Origin of the sequence: Synechococcus sp. CC9902, assembly GCF_000012505.1 — a bacterium.
Taxonomy (GTDB): Bacteria; Cyanobacteriota; Cyanobacteriia; order PCC-6307; family Cyanobiaceae; genus Parasynechococcus.
This window is the reverse complement of record NC_007513.1, coordinates 571,994-594,926: the sequence shown is the minus strand read 5'-3', so window position 1 is coordinate 594,926 and position 22,933 is coordinate 571,994. Positions and strand designations below refer to the sequence as shown.

At 54.6% G+C, this 22,933-nt stretch carries 23 protein-coding genes and 1 tRNA gene; 13 read left to right on the top strand and 11 right to left on the bottom strand.

Going from position 1 to position 22,933, the window contains the following annotated elements:
* The first annotated feature begins 423 nt into the window (after positions 1-423).
* Positions 424-804 carry a hypothetical protein gene (locus SYNCC9902_RS02980; protein WP_041425303.1) on the top strand — a complete coding sequence of 127 codons (381 nt, stop codon included), beginning with the start codon at positions 424-426 and terminating at the stop codon, positions 802-804.
* A gap of 65 nt (positions 805-869) precedes the next feature.
* Here SYNCC9902_RS02980 and SYNCC9902_RS02975 read toward each other — a convergent pair whose 3' ends face one another.
* Positions 870-1,868: a hypothetical protein gene (locus SYNCC9902_RS02975; protein ID WP_232179255.1), complete on the bottom strand. Its 999-nt coding sequence runs from the start codon at positions 1,866-1,868 to the stop codon at positions 870-872.
* 91 nt (positions 1,869-1,959) lie between these two features.
* The gene (locus tag SYNCC9902_RS02970) at positions 1,960-2,757 is read right to left on the bottom strand and encodes a hypothetical protein (protein ID WP_232179254.1); all 798 of its coding nucleotides are present in this window, start codon (positions 2,755-2,757) and stop codon (positions 1,960-1,962) included.
* A gap of 424 nt (positions 2,758-3,181) precedes the next feature.
* Between SYNCC9902_RS02970 and SYNCC9902_RS02965 the strand changes: the two genes are divergently transcribed.
* From SYNCC9902_RS02965 to SYNCC9902_RS02955, 3 genes are read left to right on the top strand one after another with little or no spacing between them, the layout of a single operon-like run.
* Positions 3,182-3,808, top strand: a complete 627-nt coding sequence (locus SYNCC9902_RS02965; RefSeq protein WP_011359399.1) for a succinate dehydrogenase cytochrome b subunit — start codon at positions 3,182-3,184, stop codon at positions 3,806-3,808.
* Complete coding sequence (locus SYNCC9902_RS02960) at positions 3,805-5,721, top strand: fumarate reductase/succinate dehydrogenase flavoprotein subunit (protein ID WP_011359398.1); 1,917 nt, start codon at positions 3,805-3,807, stop codon at positions 5,719-5,721. Before SYNCC9902_RS02965 ends, SYNCC9902_RS02960 begins: the two co-directional genes overlap by 4 nt.
* Entirely contained in the window at positions 5,718-6,443 is a 726-nt protein-coding gene (locus SYNCC9902_RS02955; protein ID WP_011359397.1) for a succinate dehydrogenase/fumarate reductase iron-sulfur subunit, read from the top strand. The genes SYNCC9902_RS02960 and SYNCC9902_RS02955 overlap by 4 nt, the downstream gene beginning before the upstream one ends.
* 51 nt (positions 6,444-6,494) lie before the next feature.
* Here the strand turns inward: SYNCC9902_RS02955 and SYNCC9902_RS02950 are convergent, their stop codons facing one another.
* The gene (locus SYNCC9902_RS02950) at positions 6,495-7,049 is read right to left on the bottom strand and encodes a hypothetical protein (RefSeq protein ID WP_011359396.1); all 555 of its coding nucleotides are present in this window, start codon (positions 7,047-7,049) and stop codon (positions 6,495-6,497) included.
* Positions 7,050-7,328: 279 nt separating this feature from the next.
* On the opposite strand from SYNCC9902_RS02950, the gene SYNCC9902_RS02945 reads away from it, so the two are divergent.
* Positions 7,329-7,532, top strand: a complete 204-nt coding sequence (locus SYNCC9902_RS02945) for a hypothetical protein (RefSeq protein WP_011359395.1) — start codon at positions 7,329-7,331, stop codon at positions 7,530-7,532.
* A gap of 80 nt (positions 7,533-7,612) precedes the next feature.
* Here the strand turns inward: SYNCC9902_RS02945 and SYNCC9902_RS02940 are convergent, their stop codons facing one another.
* The 4 genes from SYNCC9902_RS02940 to SYNCC9902_RS02920 form a co-directional block, all read right to left on the bottom strand.
* Complete coding sequence (locus SYNCC9902_RS02940) at positions 7,613-7,891, bottom strand: hypothetical protein (protein ID WP_156771046.1); 279 nt, start codon at positions 7,889-7,891, stop codon at positions 7,613-7,615.
* Positions 7,892-8,403: 512 nt separating this feature from the next.
* On the bottom strand, positions 8,404-9,285 hold the full coding sequence (gene gluQRS, locus SYNCC9902_RS02930) for a tRNA glutamyl-Q(34) synthetase GluQRS (RefSeq protein WP_011359393.1): 882 nt from the start codon (positions 9,283-9,285) through the stop codon (positions 8,404-8,406).
* A gap of 57 nt (positions 9,286-9,342) precedes the next feature.
* The gene (locus tag SYNCC9902_RS02925; protein WP_255346187.1) at positions 9,343-9,648 is read right to left on the bottom strand and encodes an HU family DNA-binding protein; all 306 of its coding nucleotides are present in this window, start codon (positions 9,646-9,648) and stop codon (positions 9,343-9,345) included.
* A gap of 102 nt (positions 9,649-9,750) precedes the next feature.
* Positions 9,751-10,410, bottom strand: coding sequence for an MBL fold metallo-hydrolase (locus SYNCC9902_RS02920; RefSeq protein WP_011359392.1), 660 nt, complete (start codon positions 10,408-10,410; stop codon positions 9,751-9,753).
* 54 nt (positions 10,411-10,464) lie between these two features.
* On the opposite strand from SYNCC9902_RS02920, the gene SYNCC9902_RS02915 reads away from it, so the two are divergent.
* Positions 10,465-12,543, top strand: a complete 2,079-nt coding sequence (locus SYNCC9902_RS02915; RefSeq protein WP_011359391.1) for a glycogen debranching protein — start codon at positions 10,465-10,467, stop codon at positions 12,541-12,543.
* A gap of 3 nt (positions 12,544-12,546) precedes the next feature.
* Here SYNCC9902_RS02915 and SYNCC9902_RS02910 read toward each other — a convergent pair.
* Positions 12,547-12,617: transfer RNA gene (locus SYNCC9902_RS02910), tRNA-Gly, on the bottom strand.
* Between the two features lie 133 nt (positions 12,618-12,750).
* Between SYNCC9902_RS02910 and SYNCC9902_RS02905 the strand changes: the two genes are divergently transcribed.
* The 6 genes from SYNCC9902_RS02905 (at position 12,751) to SYNCC9902_RS02880 (ending at position 18,969) form a co-directional block, all read left to right on the top strand.
* Positions 12,751-14,073, top strand: coding sequence for an MFS transporter (locus SYNCC9902_RS02905; protein WP_049749476.1), 1,323 nt, complete (start codon positions 12,751-12,753; stop codon positions 14,071-14,073).
* Positions 14,070-14,819, top strand: coding sequence for an MlaE family ABC transporter permease (locus SYNCC9902_RS02900; RefSeq protein ID WP_011359389.1), 750 nt, complete (start codon positions 14,070-14,072; stop codon positions 14,817-14,819). Before SYNCC9902_RS02905 ends, SYNCC9902_RS02900 begins: the two co-directional genes overlap by 4 nt.
* Positions 14,816-15,226 (top strand): DUF3119 family protein, encoded by a 411-nt coding sequence (locus SYNCC9902_RS02895; protein ID WP_011359388.1) that lies wholly within the window; start codon positions 14,816-14,818, stop codon positions 15,224-15,226. The genes SYNCC9902_RS02900 and SYNCC9902_RS02895 overlap by 4 nt, the downstream gene beginning before the upstream one ends.
* Before the next feature lie 141 nt (positions 15,227-15,367).
* Positions 15,368-16,384 (top strand): DUF3086 domain-containing protein, encoded by a 1,017-nt coding sequence (locus SYNCC9902_RS02890; protein ID WP_011359387.1) that lies wholly within the window; start codon positions 15,368-15,370, stop codon positions 16,382-16,384.
* Complete coding sequence (gene plsY, locus SYNCC9902_RS02885) at positions 16,384-16,986, top strand: glycerol-3-phosphate 1-O-acyltransferase PlsY (protein ID WP_011359386.1); 603 nt, start codon at positions 16,384-16,386, stop codon at positions 16,984-16,986. Before SYNCC9902_RS02890 ends, plsY begins: the two co-directional genes overlap by 1 nt.
* 564 nt (positions 16,987-17,550) lie before the next feature.
* Positions 17,551-18,969, top strand: coding sequence for an autotransporter outer membrane beta-barrel domain-containing protein (locus SYNCC9902_RS02880; protein WP_041424834.1), 1,419 nt, complete (start codon positions 17,551-17,553; stop codon positions 18,967-18,969).
* Here SYNCC9902_RS02880 and pyrF read toward each other — a convergent pair.
* Positions 18,959-19,714, bottom strand: coding sequence for an orotidine-5'-phosphate decarboxylase (pyrF, locus tag SYNCC9902_RS02875; protein ID WP_011359384.1), 756 nt, complete (start codon positions 19,712-19,714; stop codon positions 18,959-18,961). The genes SYNCC9902_RS02880 and pyrF overlap by 11 nt on opposite strands.
* Before the next feature lie 38 nt (positions 19,715-19,752).
* Between pyrF and SYNCC9902_RS02870 the strand changes: the two genes are divergently transcribed.
* Positions 19,753-20,673, top strand: coding sequence for a hypothetical protein (locus SYNCC9902_RS02870; protein WP_011359383.1), 921 nt, complete (start codon positions 19,753-19,755; stop codon positions 20,671-20,673).
* Positions 20,674-20,692: 19 nt separating this feature from the next.
* Here the strand turns inward: SYNCC9902_RS02870 and SYNCC9902_RS02865 are convergent, their stop codons facing one another.
* Positions 20,693-21,568 carry an SMP-30/gluconolactonase/LRE family protein gene (locus SYNCC9902_RS02865; RefSeq protein WP_011359382.1) on the bottom strand — a complete coding sequence of 292 codons (876 nt, stop codon included), beginning with the start codon at positions 21,566-21,568 and terminating at the stop codon, positions 20,693-20,695.
* Between the two features lie 89 nt (positions 21,569-21,657).
* Positions 21,658-22,905, bottom strand: coding sequence for a tyrosine--tRNA ligase (gene tyrS / locus SYNCC9902_RS02860; RefSeq protein WP_011359381.1), 1,248 nt, complete (start codon positions 22,903-22,905; stop codon positions 21,658-21,660).
* Between the last annotated feature and the right edge of the window lie 28 nt (positions 22,906-22,933).

Genomic DNA, 22,933 nt, shown 5'->3' with positions numbered 1-22,933 from the left:
ACTGCCCTATTACTCTTTCCTTCGAAGATAGTCCTCATAGCGATGAATCAGTAGAACATCCATTGAGATACAACCCTGCATCATCAATAGCGCCCTTCCTGACATTTCAATCTCGACACCGAGCAGAAGAGACTGATTGCTAATCCTGCATTGAGACAGGGAATGATGCTCAACTTCAAATCTAACTTCCGCCATAGCACTGATTTATTCGATATTAAAACCATGGCCGGGAAAGTTAGCTTAAACAAATACCACTACTATCTTAAGAAACAAAAGCCAGTTGGAAGACATGAGCGAGGCGGGAACGGCATGAGATATGTAACATTTTTAATGGCTTTAGATGGAAGGAGTTGAAGTCTTCCTAAATATCGCAGCAAGCAAAGCAAGGATGCTCTAAAAACAAAGCATTCAACGTTGTATCTCGTGACCACGAAGCAAGAGGCTCATTCCATTATCAAAGACTGCCTCGCAGGCAACAGTTCATGGGTCGACACGTTTAATGAGCTCGGCTGCATCCTGGCGTTCGATCTTGATCCGATGCTTGAAGGATCTATCACCGTCGACTTTATTATTGATGACCTCTGGAAAAAAGGCATCCGAGCCACGCAAGATGAGGTTGTAAAAAGCATTTGCAGCTACGCGATTGAGAATAATTATGTGTGGTCTGTCGAGACAATTTTTGACAACTTTGATTACACCGCAAAAACCCTTGAAAACCTTGGTGAAGACAGCAAAGAACTACTTCGAGATATGGCGGAAGATACCGAAAGCGATGTATTCAAGCAAATGGTGACCGCACTTTAAGTACCGAACGAAGCACAGCCCTAATTACAAATAACAAAGATCTTGAACTGATCGTTCAAGATCTTTTAATCGCACAATGCCTTTAGCTGCTGCACAGTGCAGAGTTCTTCACCACGGTTCATGGTGCCCTGTAAAAGCTTATGCCAAGGCACAATCCAGTGACCGGGATTAACCGCGGACAAAACCTCAGCCGCATTTGGATTATTTAGGACAATTACTTTTCGTTTTGCGAGATTAAGGTACTTTTTAAGCCAAGGAGTGAACACAGTTTGATCAATGAGCTCTTGATAGGAGCCATCCTCCATAGCACGTTCAAAACCAGATCGAATAGCCTGAGCTAAACGCTGATTATCAGGGGCAACATAGAAAAACCCTGCAAATGGATAGGCAATCAAAAGATATGGATCCAGCACAGTGCGGCTCGTAGAAGCACGAACAACGGGCTCCTCATCCTCTAATTCTGCAATCCCGCGCGGAAACAGTTGCACACGACGATTGTCAACTAACCGAAAGAGTTCCTCTGGACGAGCTGTATATGTACGTAAACCTGCCGCATCAAATATCTCCACATCGCTCCATCCCAAGCCTTGCAAAAGAACAATATCTTGGAGATCGCTGATCTCTTGAATCGTGGCGAGTACTGGCAATTCCTCTCGGTAGGTCCAGCCAGCCCGCAAACCCAAAACTCCGCCAGCCACGGGGATTTCGATCGGATGCAAATGCTCATTGAGGGCAGCACCAGCGCCATAAACCCCCACGGTGAGCCCCATCGGATTTCGTTGAGAATCAAACCCATGGGAAATAGCTTCGACCGCTTCATCTTGCGACTGAATCATGGTGCTAAAACCCATGGCATAGGGCTGCCCACTGCGCTGAAGGATCAGTTGTAGAAGCTTGTATTTGAAATCATTTTGATCTTGACCATCCTCGCGATCTAAAACCACCACGAGAGTTTCAGAAGGCAAGGCCGCTACTTCCGTCGGGGTGAGGATGAATTGGTCATCAATCCTGGTCCGACGCTCCACCAAACGTGGCTGGATTAATAAACCACCAACGAGCAGCAAGACAAGAGAGATCGCCGTTGTCACGAGCGTCCATAAACCATGGGGATGGTCTGCTGACAATTTCTCAGACGATGGTTCCATAAGATTTCTATTAGGGAATGATTAAGGCAATGCCAAGAATGGTGATTCCGACGTAACTGGGCAAAAGCAAAACACGTAAAATTCGCGAAATACGCTGGCTGTAGTGCGTTAATTGATTATCGATCATTTCGTCAGCAGCAACCACATATAAAATTCCCAAGAAAATGATGAGCTGCAAATTTCCGATAAACCCAGTCATCGCCGTAACGGGGAGATTTCCAGCAATAAATACATAGTTTCCACCGGCAGATACAACTGCAGCAAGAATCAGATCATCTCGACTATGAGTAATTAATAAGCTCATACAACACAATCCAACAGCCAACATATAACCCAAGAAATCAGGAGCCACAAACAACAAGCTCCTTCGTTGAATGGGCAAATCAAAAGACACTGTTGATTGACGGCGAATCACAACACTTTCATCAAGGGGCTGACCAAGATCACTCATCAAACTAATACTAGAGACGTAGGAGCTGGGCTGGTCCAGGCTCCAACCCGACAACAAAAGGCCTGGATTAATTGAAAAACTATTCTCTTGGGTTAAGCCAAGATTGATGGGTTGTAATGGATTCTCTAACCCAATATTGACATGGAGAATCTGTGTATCAAAAGGATAACGTTGAAGCCGCCAATGTTTAACGACAGATGAACGAACGCGGTACAAACTCCAAGTTGTATCGAGACGATTCTCACGACTCACACGTTCAAAACGTTGTATATCACCGTCGTAAATTCCATTAAGAACCATCAGGTCATCGCTGGGATTGATGGCCGGATCTCCAGCCCATTCGGTCCAAAGCAGCATCTCAATCGAGAACTGATCATCGAGAAGATCGATGTTATTGATGTTGGTGACATAAACCCCAACATTGAGTTCAGGAAGCTCGGGGGAGACCGTTTTGGCTTGTGATAGTTCCCAATCGATGGGCTGGGCAACGGCAACATCGCGAGGGAGTGGAGCCGCTGGCTTCCACAAACCAAAAATCAACGTGCAAACGCATGTCGCCGCCACAAGGACAACCAACCAACGAAGGCGACGGCGTATAAAAATCAGGGCCTGAACTGAGCCACAACCATCACCCTAAAAACCGATCGACGTTCTGCCTAGGCACCAGCAACGTTGCGTTGAATTGAGTGTTGATTCAATGCTTTGCCGGCCGAACTCCATTTGCGACCCTTAGGGGAACGCCCCGAACGACAGATCTCACCCTCTGCTGCATTCCGCCTGGATGACTCTTACTAGCACGATTCGAAACGCCAACGCCCTGAGCGGCCTCCTACTCGTGTTGTTTCTTGTGGTTCATCTGGGAGGTTTGACGTCTGTCCTCGGAGCGCCGGCCAGCTTTGAGGCCTATGCGAGTGGGTTGCACCACAATCTCTGGTTGAGGCCCTTGGAACTTGGGCTTGGGCTCACCAGCTTTCTCCACATCAGCCTGAGCCTTCAAAAGGCACTTCGTAATCGACAGGCCGGAAATACGGCAGACCTCGTCAGTCGACGCGGCGAACCGCTTGCCGCCTGGGCGAGTCGAAGCAAAACAATCGCTGGCGTGATCACGCTGGGCTTTATCGGGCTCCATTTGCAGCAGCTTCGTTTTCCACGCCCATTGGATGGTCACGAGCGAGAGGCCTTGGTGCATGTGCTGCAACAGCCCTTCAGCCTTGCGATGTACTGCCTTGGTGCTTTGGCAATCGGACTGCATCTCGTTCACGGGGCTGAGGCAGCCCATCGCAGCTTGGGTTGGCTGGATCCTTCCAACAAGAGCTCGATTCGATTCGGCGGACGGATGCTTGCAGCGCTCGTGAGCGGGGGGTTTCTCCTGATCAGCCTGGGGCTGGCCCTGGATGTCGGAGCATGAGTGGCTTACCCGATCCACGCCTGCCCTCAGGCCCGCTAGCGGACGCCTGGCGTCGCACCCGCGAAACGAGTCCACTGATCAGTCCACTGCGCAAAAGCCAAATCGACATCCTTGTCGTTGGCACTGGTCTTGCGGGAGCCTCAACCGCTGCAACTCTGGCCCAACAGGGTTACCGGGTGACGGTGCTGAGCTTCCATGACAGCCCACGGCGCGCCCATTCGGTGGCAGCTCAAGGGGGCATTAATGCCGCCCGTGCCGTGGCGGTCGATGGCGACAGCATCAGTCGACTGTTCAGCGACACGCTGAAAGGGGGCGACTTCCGAGCCCGCGAAGCCGGTTGTCAGCGGCTGGCCGAAATCAGCAGCGGCATCATTGATCAGTGTGTCGCCCAAGGGGTTCCATTCGCTCGGGAATACGGCGGAAGCTTGGCCACCCGAAGTTTTGGGGGTGCATTGGTGAGCCGCACCTTTTATGCCCGCGGACAGACGGGGCAACAGTTGCTGTATGGGGCCTATCAAGCCTTGATGCGCCAGGTGGAACTTGGACGCGTGCGCTTGCTCACACGCCGCGACGTTCTGGAGCTGATCACCATCGATGGCATGGCCCGCGGCGTGGTGGCCCGACACCTACTGACCGGTGAGCTTGAGGTGCATACCGCCCGGACCGTCCTGCTCTGCAGTGGTGGCTATAGCAACGTGTACTTCCTCTCAACCAATGCGTTGAAATCCAACGCCAGCGCCATTTGGCGTGCCCATCGAAAGGGCGCCCTCTTCGCCAACCCCTGCTTCACCCAGATCCATCCGACGTGCATTCCGAGCGGTGATGCCTTCCAAAGCAAGCTGACGCTCATGAGCGAAAGTCTTCGCAATGACGGGCGGATCTGGTTGCCCAAACGGGCTGGGGATCAGCGTCCAGCCAATGAGATTCCGGAAGAGGAAAGGGATTATTTCCTCGAGCGGATGTATCCCACCTACGGAAACATGACGCCTCGCGATGTTGCGTCCCGGCGGGCCCGGGAACTCTGCAATGCAGGCCGCGGTGTGGGCCCTGGGGGACGGTCGGTGTACCTCGATCTCAACGACGCCATTGCGAATGAGGGACGCGACACCATCGCCGCGCGATACGGCAATTTAATGACGATGTATGAGCGCATCAGCGGCGACGATCCGTATCAGAAACCGATGCGGATTTACCCAGCTCCGCACTACACGATGGGAGGACTATGGGTGGATTATCAACTGATGAGTTCGATTCCGGGATTGTTTGTTCTGGGCGAGGCCAACTACTCCGAACATGGTGCGAATCGCCTGGGGGCAAGTGCCTTAATGCAGGGACTGGCCGATGGATATTTCATTGCGCCATCGACAGTAACGAGCTGGCTCGCAGGGCATGCAGGGGAACAGATTCAAGACGATCATCCAGCTTGTCGAGAAGCCCTCGACTGCACCCAATCCCGCATCGACAACCTGCTCAACAGCCAAGGCAACACTCCAGTGGACAGCTTCCATCGAGACCTTGGCGCCATCATGATCAATCACTGCGGCATCAGTCGTCATGAGAAGGGCTTAAAGCAGGGTCTTCAAGCTGTGGCAGCCCTCTCCGAACGCTTCCAACACGAGGTGCGCGTACCAGGCGAAGCCCATGGACCAAATGCCGAACTCGAAAAAGCACTACGGGTGAGTGACTTCTTCGGACTTGCAGACCTGATGCTGCGCGATGCGTTGGCTCGAGAGGAATCCTGCGGCGCCCATTTCCGCGAAGAGCATCAAAGTGCAGAAGGCGAAGCGTTGCGAGACGACGCCAACTTTGCCCATATCGCAGCGTGGGAGCACAACGCCAATGGCACACCGATCCGTCATACAGAAGCATTGCAGTTCACCACCTTGAAACCCAGCACCCGCAGCTACAAATGAAACTCACCTTGCGGATTTGGCGGCAAACAACAGCCTCGGATTTGGGCTCCTATGAAACTCATATTTTGGAGAATGTGTCGTCTGATCTCTCCCTGCTAGAGGCCCTCGATCAACTGAATGAACAGCTGATCAGTAGCGGACTACGACCTGTCAGTTTTGAGCATGATTGTCGAGAAGGGATTTGCGGTAGTTGCGGTTTTCTCGTCAATGGCCAAGGCCATGGACCACGCACAGCCACATCCGTTTGCCAGCTTTATCTCAGAGAATTTTCCGACGGTGCTGCCATCACTCTGGCGCCATGGAAAGCCAATGCATTTCCCACCATCCAAGACTTGATGGTGGACCGATCAGCATTGGATCGCATTATTGCGGCTGGGGGCTATTGCTCAACTGGAACAGGACAGGCGCCTGATGCCAACGCCCAACCCATTGGTCAACAACAAGCATTAAAGGCATTCGATACAGCGACATGCATCGGCTGTGGTGCTTGCGTTGCCAGTTGTCGCAATGCCTCAGCCAGCCTTTTTGTAGCGGCAAAACTGGCTCACCTCGGCCAACTGCCCCAAGGACAGCCAGAACGATCCACACGGGCAAGGACGATGCAACTTCGAATGGAACAAGAGGGATTCGGAAGCTGTAGCAGCAATTTGGAATGCGAAGCAGTTTGCCCTCAGGAAATTTCAGCAGACTGGATTAGTTGGATGCATAAAGAGAAAATATAAAAAGTCTATGAGTTAATTCCGAGACCCCAAATATTTGAAAACTGAAAAGATCTAAGCTTCACTTTTGTAAAGGGATTTAGCTGTTTCACGAAAGGTATCTAACGATTTACCAGCTTTTCTCTTTGATGGGAGCAAAGAGCTTCCAGGAAGCAAATGATTTGTAGAAAAATTGACCATAACAATTTCAGGCTTCTCCTTTTCACTCAATGCAAGTTGTGTACGAATTTCTTCGGCCGTTGTAATAACGGACTCAACCGAGTCAATGGCCACAGCTTCAGATGATGCTTGGGATGGAGTAGTTTTTACTTTTACGATATTGTTTTGTCTAGAAGGTTGTTCTTCTTTCGGCTTCGAAAATGGAAATAAAAATACGATGCTGAAAAGAAGCGCGATGAAAGAAGTTATTAGTGCGGTGAGACCAAGCTCAATACCCTTAAATTCCCAAACAAGACCAGATGTTGCGAAACCAAATACACCAACAAACGCAAATACAGTCCCTAAAATAAACCTTGGACCAAAAACATATTGAGATTTTTTAAAAAACTTACTTTTGTCTTCGAATGGATTTCGTAAAACGACATTCAAGACTCCGTCGTAAATCGCCATTGTCAGACTTTATTTCGGCAACGTTAACGGCCTCGAGGCCAAGACGTGGATGCAAGCCGAAGGCTGCTGCGCTAGTCGAATCGAAGCAATTGGCACTTCAACAAATGCATGGCAGAAAAAGAGTCTGAATCGAGCTGGACACCGACATCCAAACCAACCCCATTATTGTTCCTTGACTTCAAGACAGGCAGACGAAGGAATGACCAACCTTCCAACACCTTAAAAATCACCGCAAGAACGATCAATTAGTCTCATGCATCCATCGTGCCTATATGAACGATGACCTTTGAGGTTCTCTTCGACGACGGCAATCAATCCATTCCTGTGGAACGATTCGAGACGTTAGGCGATGCGATCGCGTGTTATGTGAGCTGCATTATCAATGCCAATGAAGGCATGAATGCCGTTGAAATTGTCGATGACTATTTTGAAACAATTGCGTCTCACTCCTTTGCAGATTTCATCAACGAAAAACAAAATTGATTTCAACAACCACCACAAAGGTTATTCAAAACATCTTGAAAATATCGATATGGCTACATTCACAATCTTTTGATCAACCCTCACAGGCCAGGACAGCCGCGTCGCGCTTCCTGGAGATCTGAGATCGCTCGATCACCGCGACCATCTCCCAACTGCTGAAGAATGAGGTCGGCTTGAACCCCAAGAAGCAAGGTTTGACAGGGATAAGCCTGCCGATTTGAAGCAAGCCTTTGCAGCACTTCAGCGTTGTTCAGAGCGCGCTGGCAGATTCCTCGATCCCCGGTTTGCAAACAACGAATAGCGTCGCTGTTCAAACGTTCAAACCCCTGGGCACTGACATCGGGAGCAAAAAACGTCATTACCGTCAGGGCGATCACAGCACATGCTGAACTCAAACGAACCGTATCGGAGACAACTGTTTCGGTGCAAACAATCAGGGGGGGCAACGTCCATTTCCTGAGATAGTGGCCGCAGTTCGAGCAAAAGCTCCACCGTGTATACCGATTATTCCGCAATTGCCCTGCTGCTGTTCACAGCGGTACCACTGCTGGTGGTTGTCGGCACTGCAACTCTGTTCGTGCTGCGCAACAAAGAAAAAGCACCGTTGGGTTGAAGATCAGGTTCTTGGCTTGGTGAGACAGCTCAAATCCTTCAAACTTGGAACGGCACCAGGCTGGTGACTCAGAGGGGCTGGCTTCGTTGCCGCTGAAAGAATGCCTTGACCAAGACAGACAAGGCAAGTGCGTGAACGCTGGCTAGACACACGTTGAACGCCGCTGCCACCGCAAATCGTGCAAGTCGACATGGACTGCTAGGACTGGAATGACTATCAATATGGGTCGATTCGTTGCCGGTGATCCCGAATCCTTCCTTAAGAATTCAGGGGGAGAGTGCTGGCATCACGGACGTCGGACAACAGTTCGTCTAACGAAAGACGCGTTCCCATCGGGACCAAACCGAGGCCGGCCGCCAATTGACCAATCACGTGGGCGGGGTCTTCACCATTTAAGCGAGCAACATCCAAACCAGCACTGGATTCTCGCTTCGAAAGCTTTTGCCCATCGTCGTCGTAAAGCAAAGGTCCATGCCAAAACCGAGGCGGCTTTTGCCCTAACGCTGCATAAAGACTGCGTTGGGCTGGCAACGCATCTTGGAGATCGTTGCCACGAACCACATCAGTGATTCCAAAAGACAGTTCATCGATCACTGTGGCGAGCTGGTAAGCGATAAAACCGTCGGCACGTCGTACAACCACATCTCCACTGCCAAAGGGGTTGTGCTCAGGCACCCGTAAACGCCAACTCGGTAGACGTTGCGCCCGCCATCCCCAACCCGCATCAATCGCTCGACACGTCCCAGGATAGATCGACTCGCCAGCCAGATCGCGGCGGGAACAGCGGCAGGCAAACACAAGGCCACTGCGTCGAAGAGATGACAACCACGAGTTGTAGATCCCAAGCCGGGAACTTTGCAAAATGGGCTGGCCGTCCCAGTGCAAGCCAAGCCAAAGCAAATCGGATTGAATCCGCAACAGCGATTCCGGTCGATTCCTTGGGGTATCGAGGTCATCAATTCTCAGGAACCACTCACCTCCGCAGCAGCGGGCCTGAAGCCAAGACAGCAGAGCCGTCTGGAGATTGCCGAAATGCAGAACACCAGTTGGAGATGGAGCGAAGCGGCCGCGATAACCGCTTCGCTCCCTCAGCCGGTGGCCCTGATCGAGCTGGAGAAGGAGATGGTTCGGACAACGCATTAAAAAAGGCGGCCTCTTCAGCCGCCTCGGAGAACAAATTCAAATTGTTCGAAGGAATCAGCCCTGAACGCGATCTTTGAACATCTTGCCGGCGGTGAATGCAGGCACGCGCTTGGCTGGGATGGCAATTTTTTCACCAGTTTTAGGGTTCAAGCCCTGGCGAGCCGAACGCTCACGGGGCTCGAAGGATCCGAAACCAAGGATGGAAACTTTTTTGCCTTCAACGACGGAATCGATGATGGTGTCAATCGCGGCATCCACAACCATGGACACGTCGGTTTTGGTGAGCTCAGTGCGAGCCGCAACCAGGTTGACCAAATCAGCTTTGTTCATTTGAAAGGAAACGATGGGGGGCGGAAACAGCTCTGATGCGGCGTTGTGGTTGCGCCGATGACTTCCACAAGCGCGCTAATCGTATGGAGTTCAACCGGTAGCTGCAAGCGAAATGTCTTCTGGCGCAATGCTTTAGGGAGTGGATGGTTGAGCACTCCACCCGGAGAAGGGCACTAAACGCTCGCCACGCAACCCCCCAAGAGCAGCCCCAGAAGCCAGTTCTGGACTGGCTTCTGGGGGAATCCAGGATCGCAATTTGGTCAAGCTTGCGAGCTGGCGAGGCCAGTGAAATGTGCGGCCATGTCGCAACGGTCCGAGACATCCGGGTGCCAGCGGAGTCAGCAAACGCCCGCAGAACAACAGCTCAACAGGGGCCGGCGCGAGCACAACGGCACTGCCTGGAGTCGGTCCTGGGGTCCAAAGCAAACGCAATCCGCTGGCTGTGGTGTGCTCATCCTTGAAACATTCGAGGCGCTCCACATTGGGCAGCAGGTAGGCCTCCTGCTCTTGCACCAGCACCGGCCAATCGAGTTGCTCCTGCAGCCGTCGCAACCGGCCATGGCCTTCACGACTGGTGAGCAAAATGCGCGGCTGACGGGTCCCGGCCAAAGCCTTCAGAGTCGTGATCGTGGACTGTGTCAAAGGCGGGCAGTCAATCAAGACCGGCTCAGGATCGATGTTTAACCACCAGGAACTACCGCCCTGGCAATCCCGATTCGGCGGAAAAAGCCATAGATCGTTGCGCACCTGCTGCGGCGGCCGACCGGCCTCCAAGGCAGTGGTCATGGTCATGACACTCAAGAGCGGAGCGAACCACTAGTTTGAAGGCCACATCTCCACCAGGCCTTGAGCGGCATTCATTCCGGCAAGCCCTGGCCCTTGGGCAGCAGTACAACAACGCGAGGAGTGAATTTCTCCTTGGCAGCCCCTGCTGCGGATCGGATCGAGCTGTTGCTGTATCGCAACGGCAGTGATGGGGCCCCTGAACGGGTGATCGAGCTTGATGCTCGACGGCATCGTTCAGGGGATTACTGGCATGTCGAAGTGGAGGGACTCAACGAGGGCTGCTGTTACGGCTACCGAGTGTTTGGCCCCCTAGCACCGGGAGGCCATGGTTTTCGCCCCTCAAAAGTGTTGTTGGATCCAGCAGCACGAGCGATTACTGGTTGGGATGTCTACGACCGAGTCCTCGCCACGGGACCCTCGCCCAATGCCCATGCTTGCCTCAAGGCCGTGGTGAGTGAGCGGAAGCCGTTCGACTTCGAATCCCACCCGCGCCCCCGTCACAGCTGGCAACGTTCGGTGATTTATGAATTGCATGTGGGTGCCTTCACCCGGGCGAGCGATTCAGGTTTGGACCGATCAGACCGAGGCTGCTATCGCGGAGTGATTGAGAAGCTCCCTTACTTAAAAGATCTCGGAGTAACGGCGATTGAGCTCCTACCGGTGTTCATTTTTGACCCTGCCGATGCACCTCCAGGTCGGGACAATGTTTGGGGATACAGCCCACTCAATTGGTTCACACCCCACCACGGCTACTGCTCAGTAGACGATCCTTTGCAAGGACGCGATGAGATGCGTCAATTGGTCGCCGCCTGCCATGACGCGGGTATTGAAGTGCTGCTGGACGTTGTGTACAACCACACAACTGAGGGAAATCGCCACGGTCCAACGCTGAGTTGGCGTGGGTTTGCTGACGACACCTATTACCACCAGAACAGCGACGGCGACTACCTCGACGTGAGCGGCTGCGGCAATTCAATCGCTGCCAACGATCCGATCAGCACACAGCTGATCTTGGAATCCATGCGCTGCTGGGCTCTTGAACTTGGCATTGATGGCTTTCGTTTCGACCTTGGGATTGCGCTCAGCCGGGGCGCACAACTGAAGCCCCTTGACCACCCCCCTCTATTCACGGCGATGGAAGCGGACCCCGAGCTCAGCGACCTCAAACTGGTGAGCGAGCCTTGGGATTGTGGTGGCTTGTACCGGCTGAATGACTTTCCAGCGAAGCGAGTCGGCACGTGGAACGGTCATTTCCGTGATGGATTGCGCCGGTTCTGGAAAGGTGATGAGCACACCACATGGGCCCTGGCACAACGTTTTAAAGGCAGTCCAGACCTCTACGACGGGAAGGCTGTCGCCATGGGTCGCTCCGTGAACCTCATCACAGCCCACGATGGCTTCACGCTTGCCGACCTGGTGAGTTACAACCGCAAGCACAACCTCGCCAATGGCGAAGACAACCGCGACGGCGAAAACCACAACAACAGCTGGAACCACGGCATAGAAGGACCCACCACCGATCCAGCGGTGTTGGCATTACGACGACGACAGCAACGCAATCTGCTGAGCACCCTGTTGCTCGCCCGTGGGGTACCGATGCTGCTGATGGGCGATGAAGTGGGACGAAGCCAGGGGGGGAACAACAACACCTGGTGCCAAGACAGTCCATTGGGCTGGATGGTTTGGAACGAAGACCACTGCGATTTGGAGCTCAAGCTTTTTCTCACACGCCTGTTGAAGTTGCGTCAGGCCCTACCGCAGCTGTTCAACCCCTTGATTCCAGCGCGGGAAACCACGAAGAAACATCCGCAGGATCAAACTGATCTGTGGCGTCAGTGGCATGGCGTGGAACTCTCAAAGCCGGATTGGGCGGCATGGTCTCGCTCCATTGCCACAAGCTTGCATATGGGAAGCCACGGTGCCCTGATCTGGATGGGCTTCAACGCCCATAAAGAAGCTTTGAATTTCGAACTTCCTGTTCCAGCTTCGCCGTGGACGCGGGTGATCGATACGTCTCTGCCATCTCCAAAGGATCTGCCGGAGCAACCCGTCCCATTCCGAGGGGTCACCATCCCCATGCAAAGCCGAAGTTTTGTGCTGCTCGTGGCTCAAGACGAAGTCTCAAACCTGCGGCTTTAATCAAGCGGGCGGCGGGAATCGAACCCGCGTCATCAGCTTGGAAGGCTGAGGTCTTACCATTACACAACGCCCGCGCTAGTACAGACAAACTACCTTTATTGAAAGGTGGTGCTCGTGTCAGTACACCTTCATTATGACTGTCGGCCTGACCCCTTTCTTCGCGTGACAACGTCAGACGCCCAGCTGGGTGGATCCCGCCGTCGCCTGATGGTGGCCTATGGCTTTGGGGATGCAGGCACAGGCTTGGCCGCCACAATCCTTGGCTTTTACCTATTTCCCTTCTTCACCTGTGCAGCGGGTTTGCCCGCCTTCATCGCGGGCTCACTCCTGACCGTGATCAAGGTTTGGGACGCATTTAACGATCCCCTCATTGGCTGGATGAGTGATCACACCCAAAGCCGATGGGGGCCACGGTTGCCTTGGATGCTTGGCGCCTCCCTGCCGTTGGGGATCAGCCTGGCTGCGATGTGGTGGGTGCCTGAGGGAACCCTCCTGCAACGCACGATCTACTACGTGGTGATGGCCATCCTGCTGATGACCGCCTACACGGGCGTGAATCTTCCCTACGCCGCGTTGTCTACTGAGCTCACAGCCGATACATCCATTCGCACGCGGTTGAACGCAGCCCGATTCACCGGATCGATCCTGGCTGGAACCATTGGGCTTCTCGTTGCTTTTCTTGTGCTGAGGGAAGGAGGCGGTGGCTACATCTTGATGGGCCAGATCGCCGGAACGATTGCCGCCTGCACAACCCTGCTGTGCTGTTGGGGCTTAGCACCTTTCGCAAAACAGGCCCAACGCCCCAGCGGAAGCGATGAAGCTCCGCTTCAGCAATTTCGACGGATCAGAACTAACCCACGCTTTATCAAGGTGTTAGGCCTCTATCTCTTGCTGTGGTTTGGGCTTCAGCTGATGCAGGTGGTGGCCTTGATCTGGTTGGTGCAGGTGCTGCACGTCCCAGCCGGCATCTCAACCCTGCTCTTGCTGGCGTTCAACATCGCCGCACTGGCGGGCCTCCAGCTCTGGAGCCTGCTCTCCAATCGCCATGGTCGGATCAAAGCGCTTGCCTGGGGAGCCAGTATTTGGATCGTGGCGTGCCTGTTGTCGATGCTGCTGCAACCGGTGGAAACAGGCAGCAGCTTCAACGCTTACCTCCCAATCGTGAGTTTGATCATGTTGGTGGGCTTAGGAGCAGCCACGGCTTACCTAATCCCCTGGTCGCTCCTACCTGATGCGATCGACGCGGATCCAACCCGCCCCGCCGGGCTTTACACCGCCTGGATGGTGTTTGGCCAGAAGTTAGTCATAGGCCTGAGCATGAGCGTGTTTGGCCTGCTGTTATCGCTCACGGGATACATCTCAACCACTAGCTGTGATGGGGCTTTGAATTTCATTGAGCAGCCCAACACCGCTTTATTGGCCGTCAGACTGTGTATGGGTTTGATCCCCGCCATTCTGGTGCTGATGGGCCTAGGAGTGATGCGAGGCTGGCCCGATCGCCATGCCCATCTCAAGAGCTCCGCTGGATGAGAATGCCGCGCTCGCTTAAACGTTTGGGCTCAAGCCTTTTGATCGGCGGCCAAGCCGTTACAGCAACAATGCGCGGGCGGATCAACACAGTGGATCTTTCCGATCAGTTGATGGAAGCCGGCCCAGGCAGCTTGCTGATCGTCTTCATCATCTCGGTGGCTGCAGGCTCGGTTTTCAACATTCAAGTGGCCGCAGAGCTCACCCGACAAGGGGCTGGATCCACGGTGGGCGGCATCCTCGCGATCGGACTCGCCCGGGAAATCGCACCCCTACTCACCGCCTGCTTGCTGGCCGGGAAAGTCGCCACTGCCTACGCAGCGCAGCTGGGCACCATGAAAGTGACCGAACAAATTGATGCGATCACAATGCTGCGCACCGACCCAGTGGAATACCTGGTGGTGCCAAGGCTGATCGCCCTTGTGGTGATGGCACCTCTGCAGTGCTTTTTCTTTTTCATCGTGGCGGTTTGGTCGGGACAGATCACAAGCACCGCGCTCTACAACATTCCACCCTCAGTGTTCTGGACGTCCGTGCGCACCTGGATGCATCCAGAGGATCTGCCCTTCATGCTTGTGAAGGCTGTGGTGTTTGGCTTGATCATCGCCACCATTTCCTGCGGGTGGGGCCTCACCACCAAGGGTGGCCCGAAGGAAGTGGGCACCAGTACCACAGGTGCCGTGGTGATGATCCTAATTTTGGTTTGCATCATGGACGTGGTGTTAACCCAAGTGCTGTTCGGCGCATGACAACCCCATTGCCCAACGTGATCTTGCGGCCAGACCCACGCTTGCCCTTGCTGGTGGTGGCCCTCGGAGCTGCGTTACTGCCTTTACCAGGTCAACCCTGGCCAACGCTGGTGGTGGTGCTGTTTGGCCTGTTCCTGCTCATCCAAACCGCCAGTTTGCGCCTGGAATTTGAAGAGCGCGCCCTGATCGTTTGGCAAAACGGTCGGGAGTTGCGTCGCTTTCCCTACGAACACTGGCTGGCCTGGCGCCTATTTGCCCCCTGGCTGCCGGGATTGTTCTTCTTTCGGGAAACCAAAAGCATTCACTTTCTGCCAATCCTGTTCAGCCCAAGCGAGCTAAGGGCACAGCTCGAACAACGGGTTGGCAAGCTCGAGACAACCCAACAACAATCGGAAAACAAGCCCTAAATCATCACGATATTTTCACGAAATCGTGTCGAGATCTTCACGATTTTGTGAGCCGCTGATTCGCTCAATTGTTTTGCGTCGTTTTGCACTTGCAGAGCCTGCAGGGTCGGTTGCAATAGTTGGTGTAGCTCGTGTCGATCGATGGAGAATCAAGAGCTCGAGGCGATCAACAACGGCACCGATCAGACCCCTGAAGCACCACCGACAGCAGACGCCGCGGTTGATCAACCCGATGAAGCGTCTGACGTTGGAGCTGCGGACGAGAACCAGCCGGCCCCCGACAACCCCGTGGTGGAGCTGGCCTTAAAAGATCTCCAATCCCGCCGCGATGAATTATCGGCAGAGATCACGCTGCTCACCAACCGCAAACAACAGCTCGAAGCCGAACTCAAAACCTCCTTTGCCGGTCAATCCGATGCAATTGCACGGCGGGTGAAGGGCTTCCAGGAGTATCTGGGTGGAGCACTTCAAGACCTGGTGCAGTCGGTGGAGAGCCTGGACCTCGTGGTGCAACCGATGGTGGTGCAACCCTCACCACTCGACCAACAAGCAACAGACCAACAGGGGGCCGAGGGTCAGAACGCAAGCGACACCTCCCCACCCATCGCCGTGTCGGACACGTTTCGCCCCGATGAAGCCCTGATTCGCAGTGCCCTGCAGCGGTTCCTGCAACAACCAGATGTCTATGCCGACCCCTGGAGTCTGCGCCGCAGCATCGACGCACGAGATACAGCCCTGCTCGAAGACTGGTTCTTCAACCAAGGCGGCCGTGGCGCTCAGCCCAGCCGGGGCAGCCGCCCGCGCAACATCCTGGTGAGCGCGGCCTTGATCGCCATTATCGGCGAGCTGTACGGCGCCCAATTCCAATGCCTGGTGCTCGCGGGGGCACCCGAACGGCTGGGCGAATGGCGACGCGGCCTTCAAGATGCCCTCGGCTTGGGCCGAGAAGACTTCGGACCGAGCAGCGGGATCGTGTTGTTTGAACGATCAGAAGCTTTGGTGGAACGGGCCGATCGATTGGAGGAGCGCGGCGAAGTGCCACTGATCTTGATCGACACCGCCGAGCGCGACGTGGCGATTCCTGTGCTTCAGTTTCCACTGTGGCTGGCGTTTGCCGCTGGCCCGAACGAACGGCTCGATGACGACGACCTGCTCTGATGCTGCTCTCTTCACTGTTGCTCCTAGCGCTTGGCTATCTGCTGGGCTCGATGCCCAACGGCTACCTCGCCGGGCGCTGGCTCAAGGGAATTGACCTGCGCCAGTGCGGCTCGGGCAGCACCGGCGCCACCAATGTGCTGCGCAACGTGGGCAAAGGCCCGGCGTTGGTGGTGTTCCTGCTCGACGTGGGCAAAGGGGCGTTGGCCGTGCTGCTCGCGAAAAGCTTTGGCCTGAACGACTGGGTGCAGGTGCTGGCAGGGCTTGCAGCGTTGGCCGGTCACATCTGGCCGGTTTGGCTGGGCTGGAAAGGTGGCAAAGCCGTTGCCACTGGCCTGGGGATGTTCCTGGGTCTGGCCTGGCCCGTGGGGCTTGCATGTTTGGGGTTGTTCATGGCCGTGATCAGCCTCAGCCGGATCGTGTCGCTGTCCAGCGTGGTGGCCGCCATCGGTCTGCCGGTGCTGATGCTCACCTCCGGCGGCAGCAGCGCCTACGTGGCGGTATCGGTGGTGGCCAGCCTGATGGTGCTGTGGCGACACCGCAGCAACATTGAGCGGCTGCTGGCGGGCACGGAACCGCGCATCGGGGAGAAAGGGAAGAGCTAAAGCGTCCTTTCTCTCGCCCAGCCTCAGCCGATGAAGTCCGGCATGGCGTAGCTGGTGAAGTAGTCGTACTCCCAGCCGCCTTTGCTGTTGTTGAATGTGCGCTCTCAAAAAAGATCGGCATAGATCGCCGGGAAATCAACATCGCTGCCATCACCCATGCTCACCACCGACACCTGCAGCTGATCACAACTAACTTGCTCAGCAAAGGCCGTCACAAAGAAATTGCTAGACCGTCTATGTAGCGATCTTAATCACCCTTTCATTCCTGAATTTCTAGATCTCAATAAAAAATCAACCCAAAGGAATGCTCGCAAAAGGTTGGTACCGATCGAGCATTTTTCCGGCAATACCCTTGACGAAATTGGTGACTAGATGTCAAAGATTATTCTATTTGACCCCGAATTGCGGTCCAAAGCTGAATCAGCTAAACAAGAAACTTGCTAGACACAACATCTTTTTTAGGCCTTATATCAAAAGAGCGATTCCATATTTTTCATTCGCCATCAATCACTCGCTTTTTATTTTTTAACCGTCAAAATTACTCCATACATTCACCACTCACCGATGTTCTGGCGCTCAATCCCAAGCCTGCAAACACTTCTGGCTGCAGGAATGGGTCTACTGATGCTGGAGATCGTCATGGCACATCAACCGGCCCAAGCCGAGAGCTGCACGGTTGATCCTTTTGGCAGCGAAGTCTGCCTGCCGGATTCAACCCCCGAGGAACCCGATAAGCCCAAGCGGTCAAATCAATCAAAGAAGTCGAACAAGCCAGACAAGTCCAAACGAATGGTGATCGTTCCGTCGTGCTTTGGGCCCTGTACTCAATTCCCGCCTGCTCCGCCGTATCGGCAATTCCAGGAGGTGATGGAGGAAGCCGCTCTTAAAGCCACACCGGACGCCACGCCCGAGCCACGCCCCGCTGAACCACTCCGCCCGCTCTGGTTCAAAAGCGATCAGCTCGATGACGTTGAAGCAGAGACATACCTCGAGCGGACGCTCGATCGCAACGACATGGCCCAGCTCAACGCCGTTGGCATCGAAGCCGATACCGATGCAGATGGCATGGTCATCACGGTGGACGGACTGAGCTACGGGGAGGTTTTGGAGCCCCATGGCTTGCTGTTCACCAACGAGGTGAATGAGCCCGGGCTGAATGCTTGGGTGCGCGGCTTTGGCGGCGGTAGTAGCAACGGTGCCGCTGGCGATCGCTACGCCAACTTCAGCAATGGCGGCAGCCAGATCGGCTTCGACATTCCCATCAACGATGAAACCCGGATCGGCCTGTTTGGCACCTATGCGGTGATGAACGGCACAGATGGTGCACGCGGCAGCTGGGATAGCGATGGTTGGGGTGGTGGTGCCTACGCCGAGTACTGGACCAGCGACTTCTACTTGCGCGGCATGGTCAGCGCCGGCGGCTATGACGGTGAGCATCGCCGCAAGATCGATGGTGAAACCGCCAAGGGAGACCGAAGCGGCAATTCCTGGACTGGCGTGCTCAACATCGGTGCACCACTACAAAGCGGTGACTGGATCATCGAACCTCAGGCCCAACTGAGTTACACCAACACCAGCCTCGACAAGTTCAGCGAACACGGCGCCAACCGGCGTGATCGTCTCCGCTTCCATGAGATGGAAGTCGACCAACTGGGAAGTGAGCTCTCCGTGAAGTTCGCCATTCCCATCCGTGATGGCGAACGATCATTACTCTTACCCTCGCTGCGGGTGGGCTGGGCCGCCGACTGGGGGATGAGCGGTGACCACCAAAAAGTGAGTTACCTCGAATCTGGCAAGAGCCAACGCTGGGACGTGAATGGCAACGACGACCATGCCGCCCTCGTGGAACTGGGCCTCGACTACACCACCTTCAACTTCCAAGACACCTCGATGGGGGTGTACGCCCGTGGTGGAGGGTTGCTCTGGGCTGGCAATCGTGGCACCAGTTGGCAAGTGCAAGGAGGCTTGAACTTCAAGTTCTGAGCTCTCGACAGCAAGCGTTAAATGCTGCACTGGGGTCGTTGGCTCTGGTGATCGGTCGTCCGATTACCAGCTGTGTTGCGCCTGCTGTCATCGCCTCAGCCGGCCCCATCACCCGCGCTTGATCACCCACCGCAGCGCCTTTGAGGCGAATCCCGGGCGTGATCAATGCAAACGGCTCGGGATGTTGAGCCCGTAATGCCGCGGCCTCCCAAGGCGAACACACACATCCACCGATACCGGCAGTGGCCGATAGCTGGGCCAAGGCCGAAACCCGCGGAGCGATGCCTTGGCTGATGGCGAGTTCCCGCTGTAAACGCTGCTCCTCCCAACTTGTGAGCACCGTCACTGCCAGAAGAGTTGGCGAGGGCTGCCCGCTGCTTTGAGCTCCCTCCATTGCTGCAGATTGCGCGGCGTTCAGAGCTTCGCTGCCGGCACAGGCATGCACTGTGATCAGCTCAGCCCCAAGCGCAGCCGCCCGCCGGCAGGCACCGGCCATCGTGGCCGGGATGTCGTGAAATTTGAGATCGAGAAACACCCGCAAGTCCTGCTCCCGCAGCTGAGCCACCACCTCAGGCCCCGCCTGCACGAACAGCTCCAGCCCCACCTTCACCCAACGCAACCCTTCCACCTGCACACTGAAAGCAAGCGCTTGATCAGGGGCCATGCCGTCGAGGGCCACAATGATCTGGTCAGCGGGGTTGGCAGAGTGCAGCAGAGCCACATCAGAGGAAAGATCTACCTCCATCCTGAAGGGCCTTCCTCCACACCATCACGGTTCATCCGATGCTGCGCGCTGTAATTCATGCCGGCCTCCACAAAACAGGCACTACATCGTTTCAGCGCAGCTGCAATAACGCATCCAGTGAATTATTAAAAGCTGGCATTTACTACCCAAAAAGCAGGAAACCACATCACAATAATTTCGCCAATTTGCCCGATACAGATTGGATCCGCATGTTTGCGCGCAAAAGCAAAAAACTAATGCGTGATGGCTGCTTATTAGTATCTGCTGAAAATTTTGAATATCGCTTCCACCACGACTATCCAGAAAAAATTGAACATACTTTATACCAGTCAGGGATTAAAAACATCACTTGGGTTCTTTGTTTTCGCAATCCTTTTTCATCTTACTGCTCTTTATATTCTCAATTATCGGATCCAAGACGTAATTTTGGCAACACTTACCCAATTTTAGAATTTGCATCCAGTGGGCGTCTCGCTGCAGCTAAAGGCTTTTTAGATTTTCAGAACCAGAATCTCGAGCAGCGTTTTTACTTCAACTACCCAAGCCTGGTCAACAGCCTCCGCAACCGGCTTAAAGGACAAGTGCTCGGGATCGATTTCGACGACTTCACCAAGAATTGCAATACCCCAGGAGATCTTTTAATCCAGAGCATTTCCAATGACGGGCGCAACCTCAGTGATTGCATTGGACAAGTCAGCGGCCATAGCAATGTATCTCCCTCAAAAGACGCAATTGAACACAACTATCTCCGAAGATTTCACTCCAAAAAAGGAATTAAATTACCAGCCTGGTTTGACAAAGCTGTTCAAGACCGACTGGAATCTCGAATCGCACAAGAACCAAAGATCGAAGCCCTGTTCCAACAGAACTTTGGCGACTGGAGAGACTGCCTAAGCACGCCAGATGACTTCAAAAGACAATTACAAAAACCAAACTTTTGGCGCCGCTTCTTCATCTAGGAAAGAACGATATTAATACCTAAACTCGAAACATTTCAGATCGGCATCCCTTAATACCAGGGCTCAGCTGAAACAAACCTCCTGCCAAGGGCTGTTCCCCTAGTGCTTGAGCATCAAGGCCCCGACGCGCTGTGGTGATCAACAGCTGATCCAAATCAGGGCCACCAAAACAACAGGAGGTGACCTGGCGACAGGGAAGCTCCACCGTTTGCATCAACCGACCATCCAGAGGATCCCAACGGGTGACGGCACCCCCACCAAATAGGGCGATCCACAGCTTGCCCTCCGCATCAATGCACATCCCATCGGGTAGGGCATCCCACTCCGCCGGAATGGTGATGCATGCAGTGGGATGGCCTGCTAGTGAACCGGTCGACGTCAGAGGAAAAGCCATCACCGTCAGAGTCGGCGAATCAATCAAATACAAAAAACGTCGATCAAGGCTCCAGGCCAAACCGTTCGAAATCGTGAGCTCTTGCCATTGCAAACTGCAGCTGAAATCGTTGTTCAACCGCCAAAGTGATCCTGCGCCAGGGCTGAAGTCGTAGGCCATCGTTCCCGCCCAAAACCGTCCCCAGGAATCGCACTTTCCATCGTTGAAGCGATGTTCCGAACGTCCAGGTTCAGGATCGCAAAGGGCAGTCAAAACTCCGCTTTGCGGATTGAGTCGCACAAACCCCTTGGCCGTCGCGGCAACTAAATCGCCCGTCGTGGTTGGGACCACGGCCCCCACATGGGAGGGCAAATCCAAAAATCGATTGCTGCGGGCGACCGGATCGAATAAGCCCACCCGCGAGGCTTCGATATCCACCCAAAGAAAAATACCTTTCTCTGCCCACCAGTGGGGACCTTCCGCCAAGCCAGCCTGAGCATCAAGAACACAGTGAGGCTTCATCACGTCGCGGGCACCCGCCCTGCATGGCCAAGATCATTTAACCAAGGGTCTGAATCCAAGACAGTGTCGAAAAACCCAACAGCCACGCGTTATGCCGTCAATCGCCGAAAGGTTTTTTTGCCGAGCTGCAGCACCCTGCCATCAAGCTCAGCGGCCGAGGCGAATTCCTGATTGGGATCGGTGATTTTTTCCCCATCCAGGCGAGCAGCACCCCCCTTGATTTGGCGCCGCGCTTCGCTACTGCTGGCGCAGATACCAACAGCACTCATCAAGTAGAAAGCCTTCGCCGGGAAATTCACCGCAAGCAACGAGGCCTCAGGCACATCAGCGGATGCATCACCTGCACCACCAACCAGGTTTCCAGCATCGAGCTGGGCTTTTGCGGCCGCATCCGTGCCATGGCGCGTTGCGGTCACCGCCAGTGCCATCGCCTTCTGCTTCTCTCGTGGGTTCTCCGGCAACGCCTCGACATTGAGGTCGGTGAGCAACGTCACGTAGTCGTTGATCGCCGTATCGCCGACTTTCTCAAGTTTGGAATACATCGATAGGGGGTCGTCTTCCAGACCCACGGTGTTGCCGAGGGTTTTGCTCATTTTTTGAGCCCCATCCAGACCAACCAAGATCGGCAACAACAAACCGAACTGGGTGCCGCGGCCGAAATGCCTCTGCAAATCACGGCCCATCGCCACATTGAATTTTTGATCGGTGCCCCCGAGTTCCACATCGGCGTTGACCGCCACCGAGTCGTACCCCTGAAGGAGGGGATACAGAAACTCATGCAAGGCAATGGGAGTGCCGCTGTTGTAGCGGTTCGAAAAATCTTCTTTCGCCAGCATCTGGCCCACGGTTCCGGTGCCCAGCAATCCGATCACCGCTGGAAGGTCCATGCCCTCCAACCATTCGCTGTTGTATCGAACCTCCAGCCGACCAGGGGTCTCGAAATCGAGCAACGCCGTTTCTTTGGGCTGATCTTGCCCGAGTTGGCGCAAGTAGGTGGACGCATTCACCGCAACGTCATTTTTGCTCAATTGCACCCGCGTCGCGCTCTTGCCCGTGGGATCGCCTATCCGAGCCGTGAAATCCCCAATGATCAATACCGCAATGTGGCCGGCATCCTGAAAGGCCCGCAACTTGCGGAACAAAATGCTGTGCCCCAGGTGGATGTTGCTACCCGTAGGGTCGATACCCAGCTTCACCCGCAACGGACGGCCCTCAGCCTCAGCTGCCGCTAACCGCGCTGCCAAGGATTGATCCACATCGCTGGGCTCGCCTGCAGGAAACAAGTCGGCCATGCCGCGATTCAGCCATGACGGCAACGACGGATTGGTCTCCGGCATGGGGACGGAAATGGAAGAGCTGTTGAGG

Excerpts from the sequence above, each read along its gene's own strand:
- SYNCC9902_RS02970 (WP_232179254.1), bottom strand. The coding sequence starts at position 2,757 with ATGCTGCTTTGGACCGAATGGGCTGGAGATCCGGCCATCAATCCCAGC.
- SYNCC9902_RS02965 (WP_011359399.1), top strand. The coding sequence starts at position 3,182 with ATGACTCTTACTAGCACGATTCGAAACGCCAACGCCCTGAGCGGCCTC.
- pyrF (WP_011359384.1), bottom strand. The coding sequence starts at position 19,714 with ATGGAGGTAGATCTTTCCTCTGATGTGGCTCTGCTGCACTCTGCCAAC.
- SYNCC9902_RS02955 (WP_011359397.1), top strand. The coding sequence starts at position 5,718 with ATGAAACTCACCTTGCGGATTTGGCGGCAAACAACAGCCTCGGATTTG.
- SYNCC9902_RS02945 (WP_011359395.1), top strand. The coding sequence starts at position 7,329 with ATGACCTTTGAGGTTCTCTTCGACGACGGCAATCAATCCATTCCTGTG.
- tyrS (WP_011359381.1), bottom strand. The coding sequence starts at position 22,905 with ATGCCGGAGACCAATCCGTCGTTGCCGTCATGGCTGAATCGCGGCATG.
- SYNCC9902_RS02880 (WP_041424834.1), top strand. The coding sequence starts at position 17,551 with ATGTTCTGGCGCTCAATCCCAAGCCTGCAAACACTTCTGGCTGCAGGA.
- SYNCC9902_RS02900 (WP_011359389.1), top strand. The coding sequence starts at position 14,070 with ATGAGAATGCCGCGCTCGCTTAAACGTTTGGGCTCAAGCCTTTTGATC.
- SYNCC9902_RS02950 (WP_011359396.1), bottom strand. The coding sequence starts at position 7,049 with ATGGCGATTTACGACGGAGTCTTGAATGTCGTTTTACGAAATCCATTC.
- SYNCC9902_RS02870 (WP_011359383.1), top strand. The coding sequence starts at position 19,753 with ATGCTGCGCGCTGTAATTCATGCCGGCCTCCACAAAACAGGCACTACA.
- SYNCC9902_RS02905 (WP_049749476.1), top strand. The coding sequence starts at position 12,751 with ATGGTGGCCTATGGCTTTGGGGATGCAGGCACAGGCTTGGCCGCCACA.
- SYNCC9902_RS02890 (WP_011359387.1), top strand. The coding sequence starts at position 15,368 with ATGGAGAATCAAGAGCTCGAGGCGATCAACAACGGCACCGATCAGACC.
- SYNCC9902_RS02920 (WP_011359392.1), bottom strand. The coding sequence starts at position 10,410 with ATGACCATGACCACTGCCTTGGAGGCCGGTCGGCCGCCGCAGCAGGTG.
- SYNCC9902_RS02960 (WP_011359398.1), top strand. The coding sequence starts at position 3,805 with ATGAGTGGCTTACCCGATCCACGCCTGCCCTCAGGCCCGCTAGCGGAC.
- SYNCC9902_RS02895 (WP_011359388.1), top strand. The coding sequence starts at position 14,816 with ATGACAACCCCATTGCCCAACGTGATCTTGCGGCCAGACCCACGCTTG.
- plsY (WP_011359386.1), top strand. The coding sequence starts at position 16,384 with ATGCTGCTCTCTTCACTGTTGCTCCTAGCGCTTGGCTATCTGCTGGGC.
- gluQRS (WP_011359393.1), bottom strand. The coding sequence starts at position 9,285 with ATGCGTTGTCCGAACCATCTCCTTCTCCAGCTCGATCAGGGCCACCGG.
- SYNCC9902_RS02940 (WP_156771046.1), bottom strand. The coding sequence starts at position 7,891 with ATGACGTTTTTTGCTCCCGATGTCAGTGCCCAGGGGTTTGAACGTTTG.
- SYNCC9902_RS02865 (WP_011359382.1), bottom strand. The coding sequence starts at position 21,568 with ATGAAGCCTCACTGTGTTCTTGATGCTCAGGCTGGCTTGGCGGAAGGT.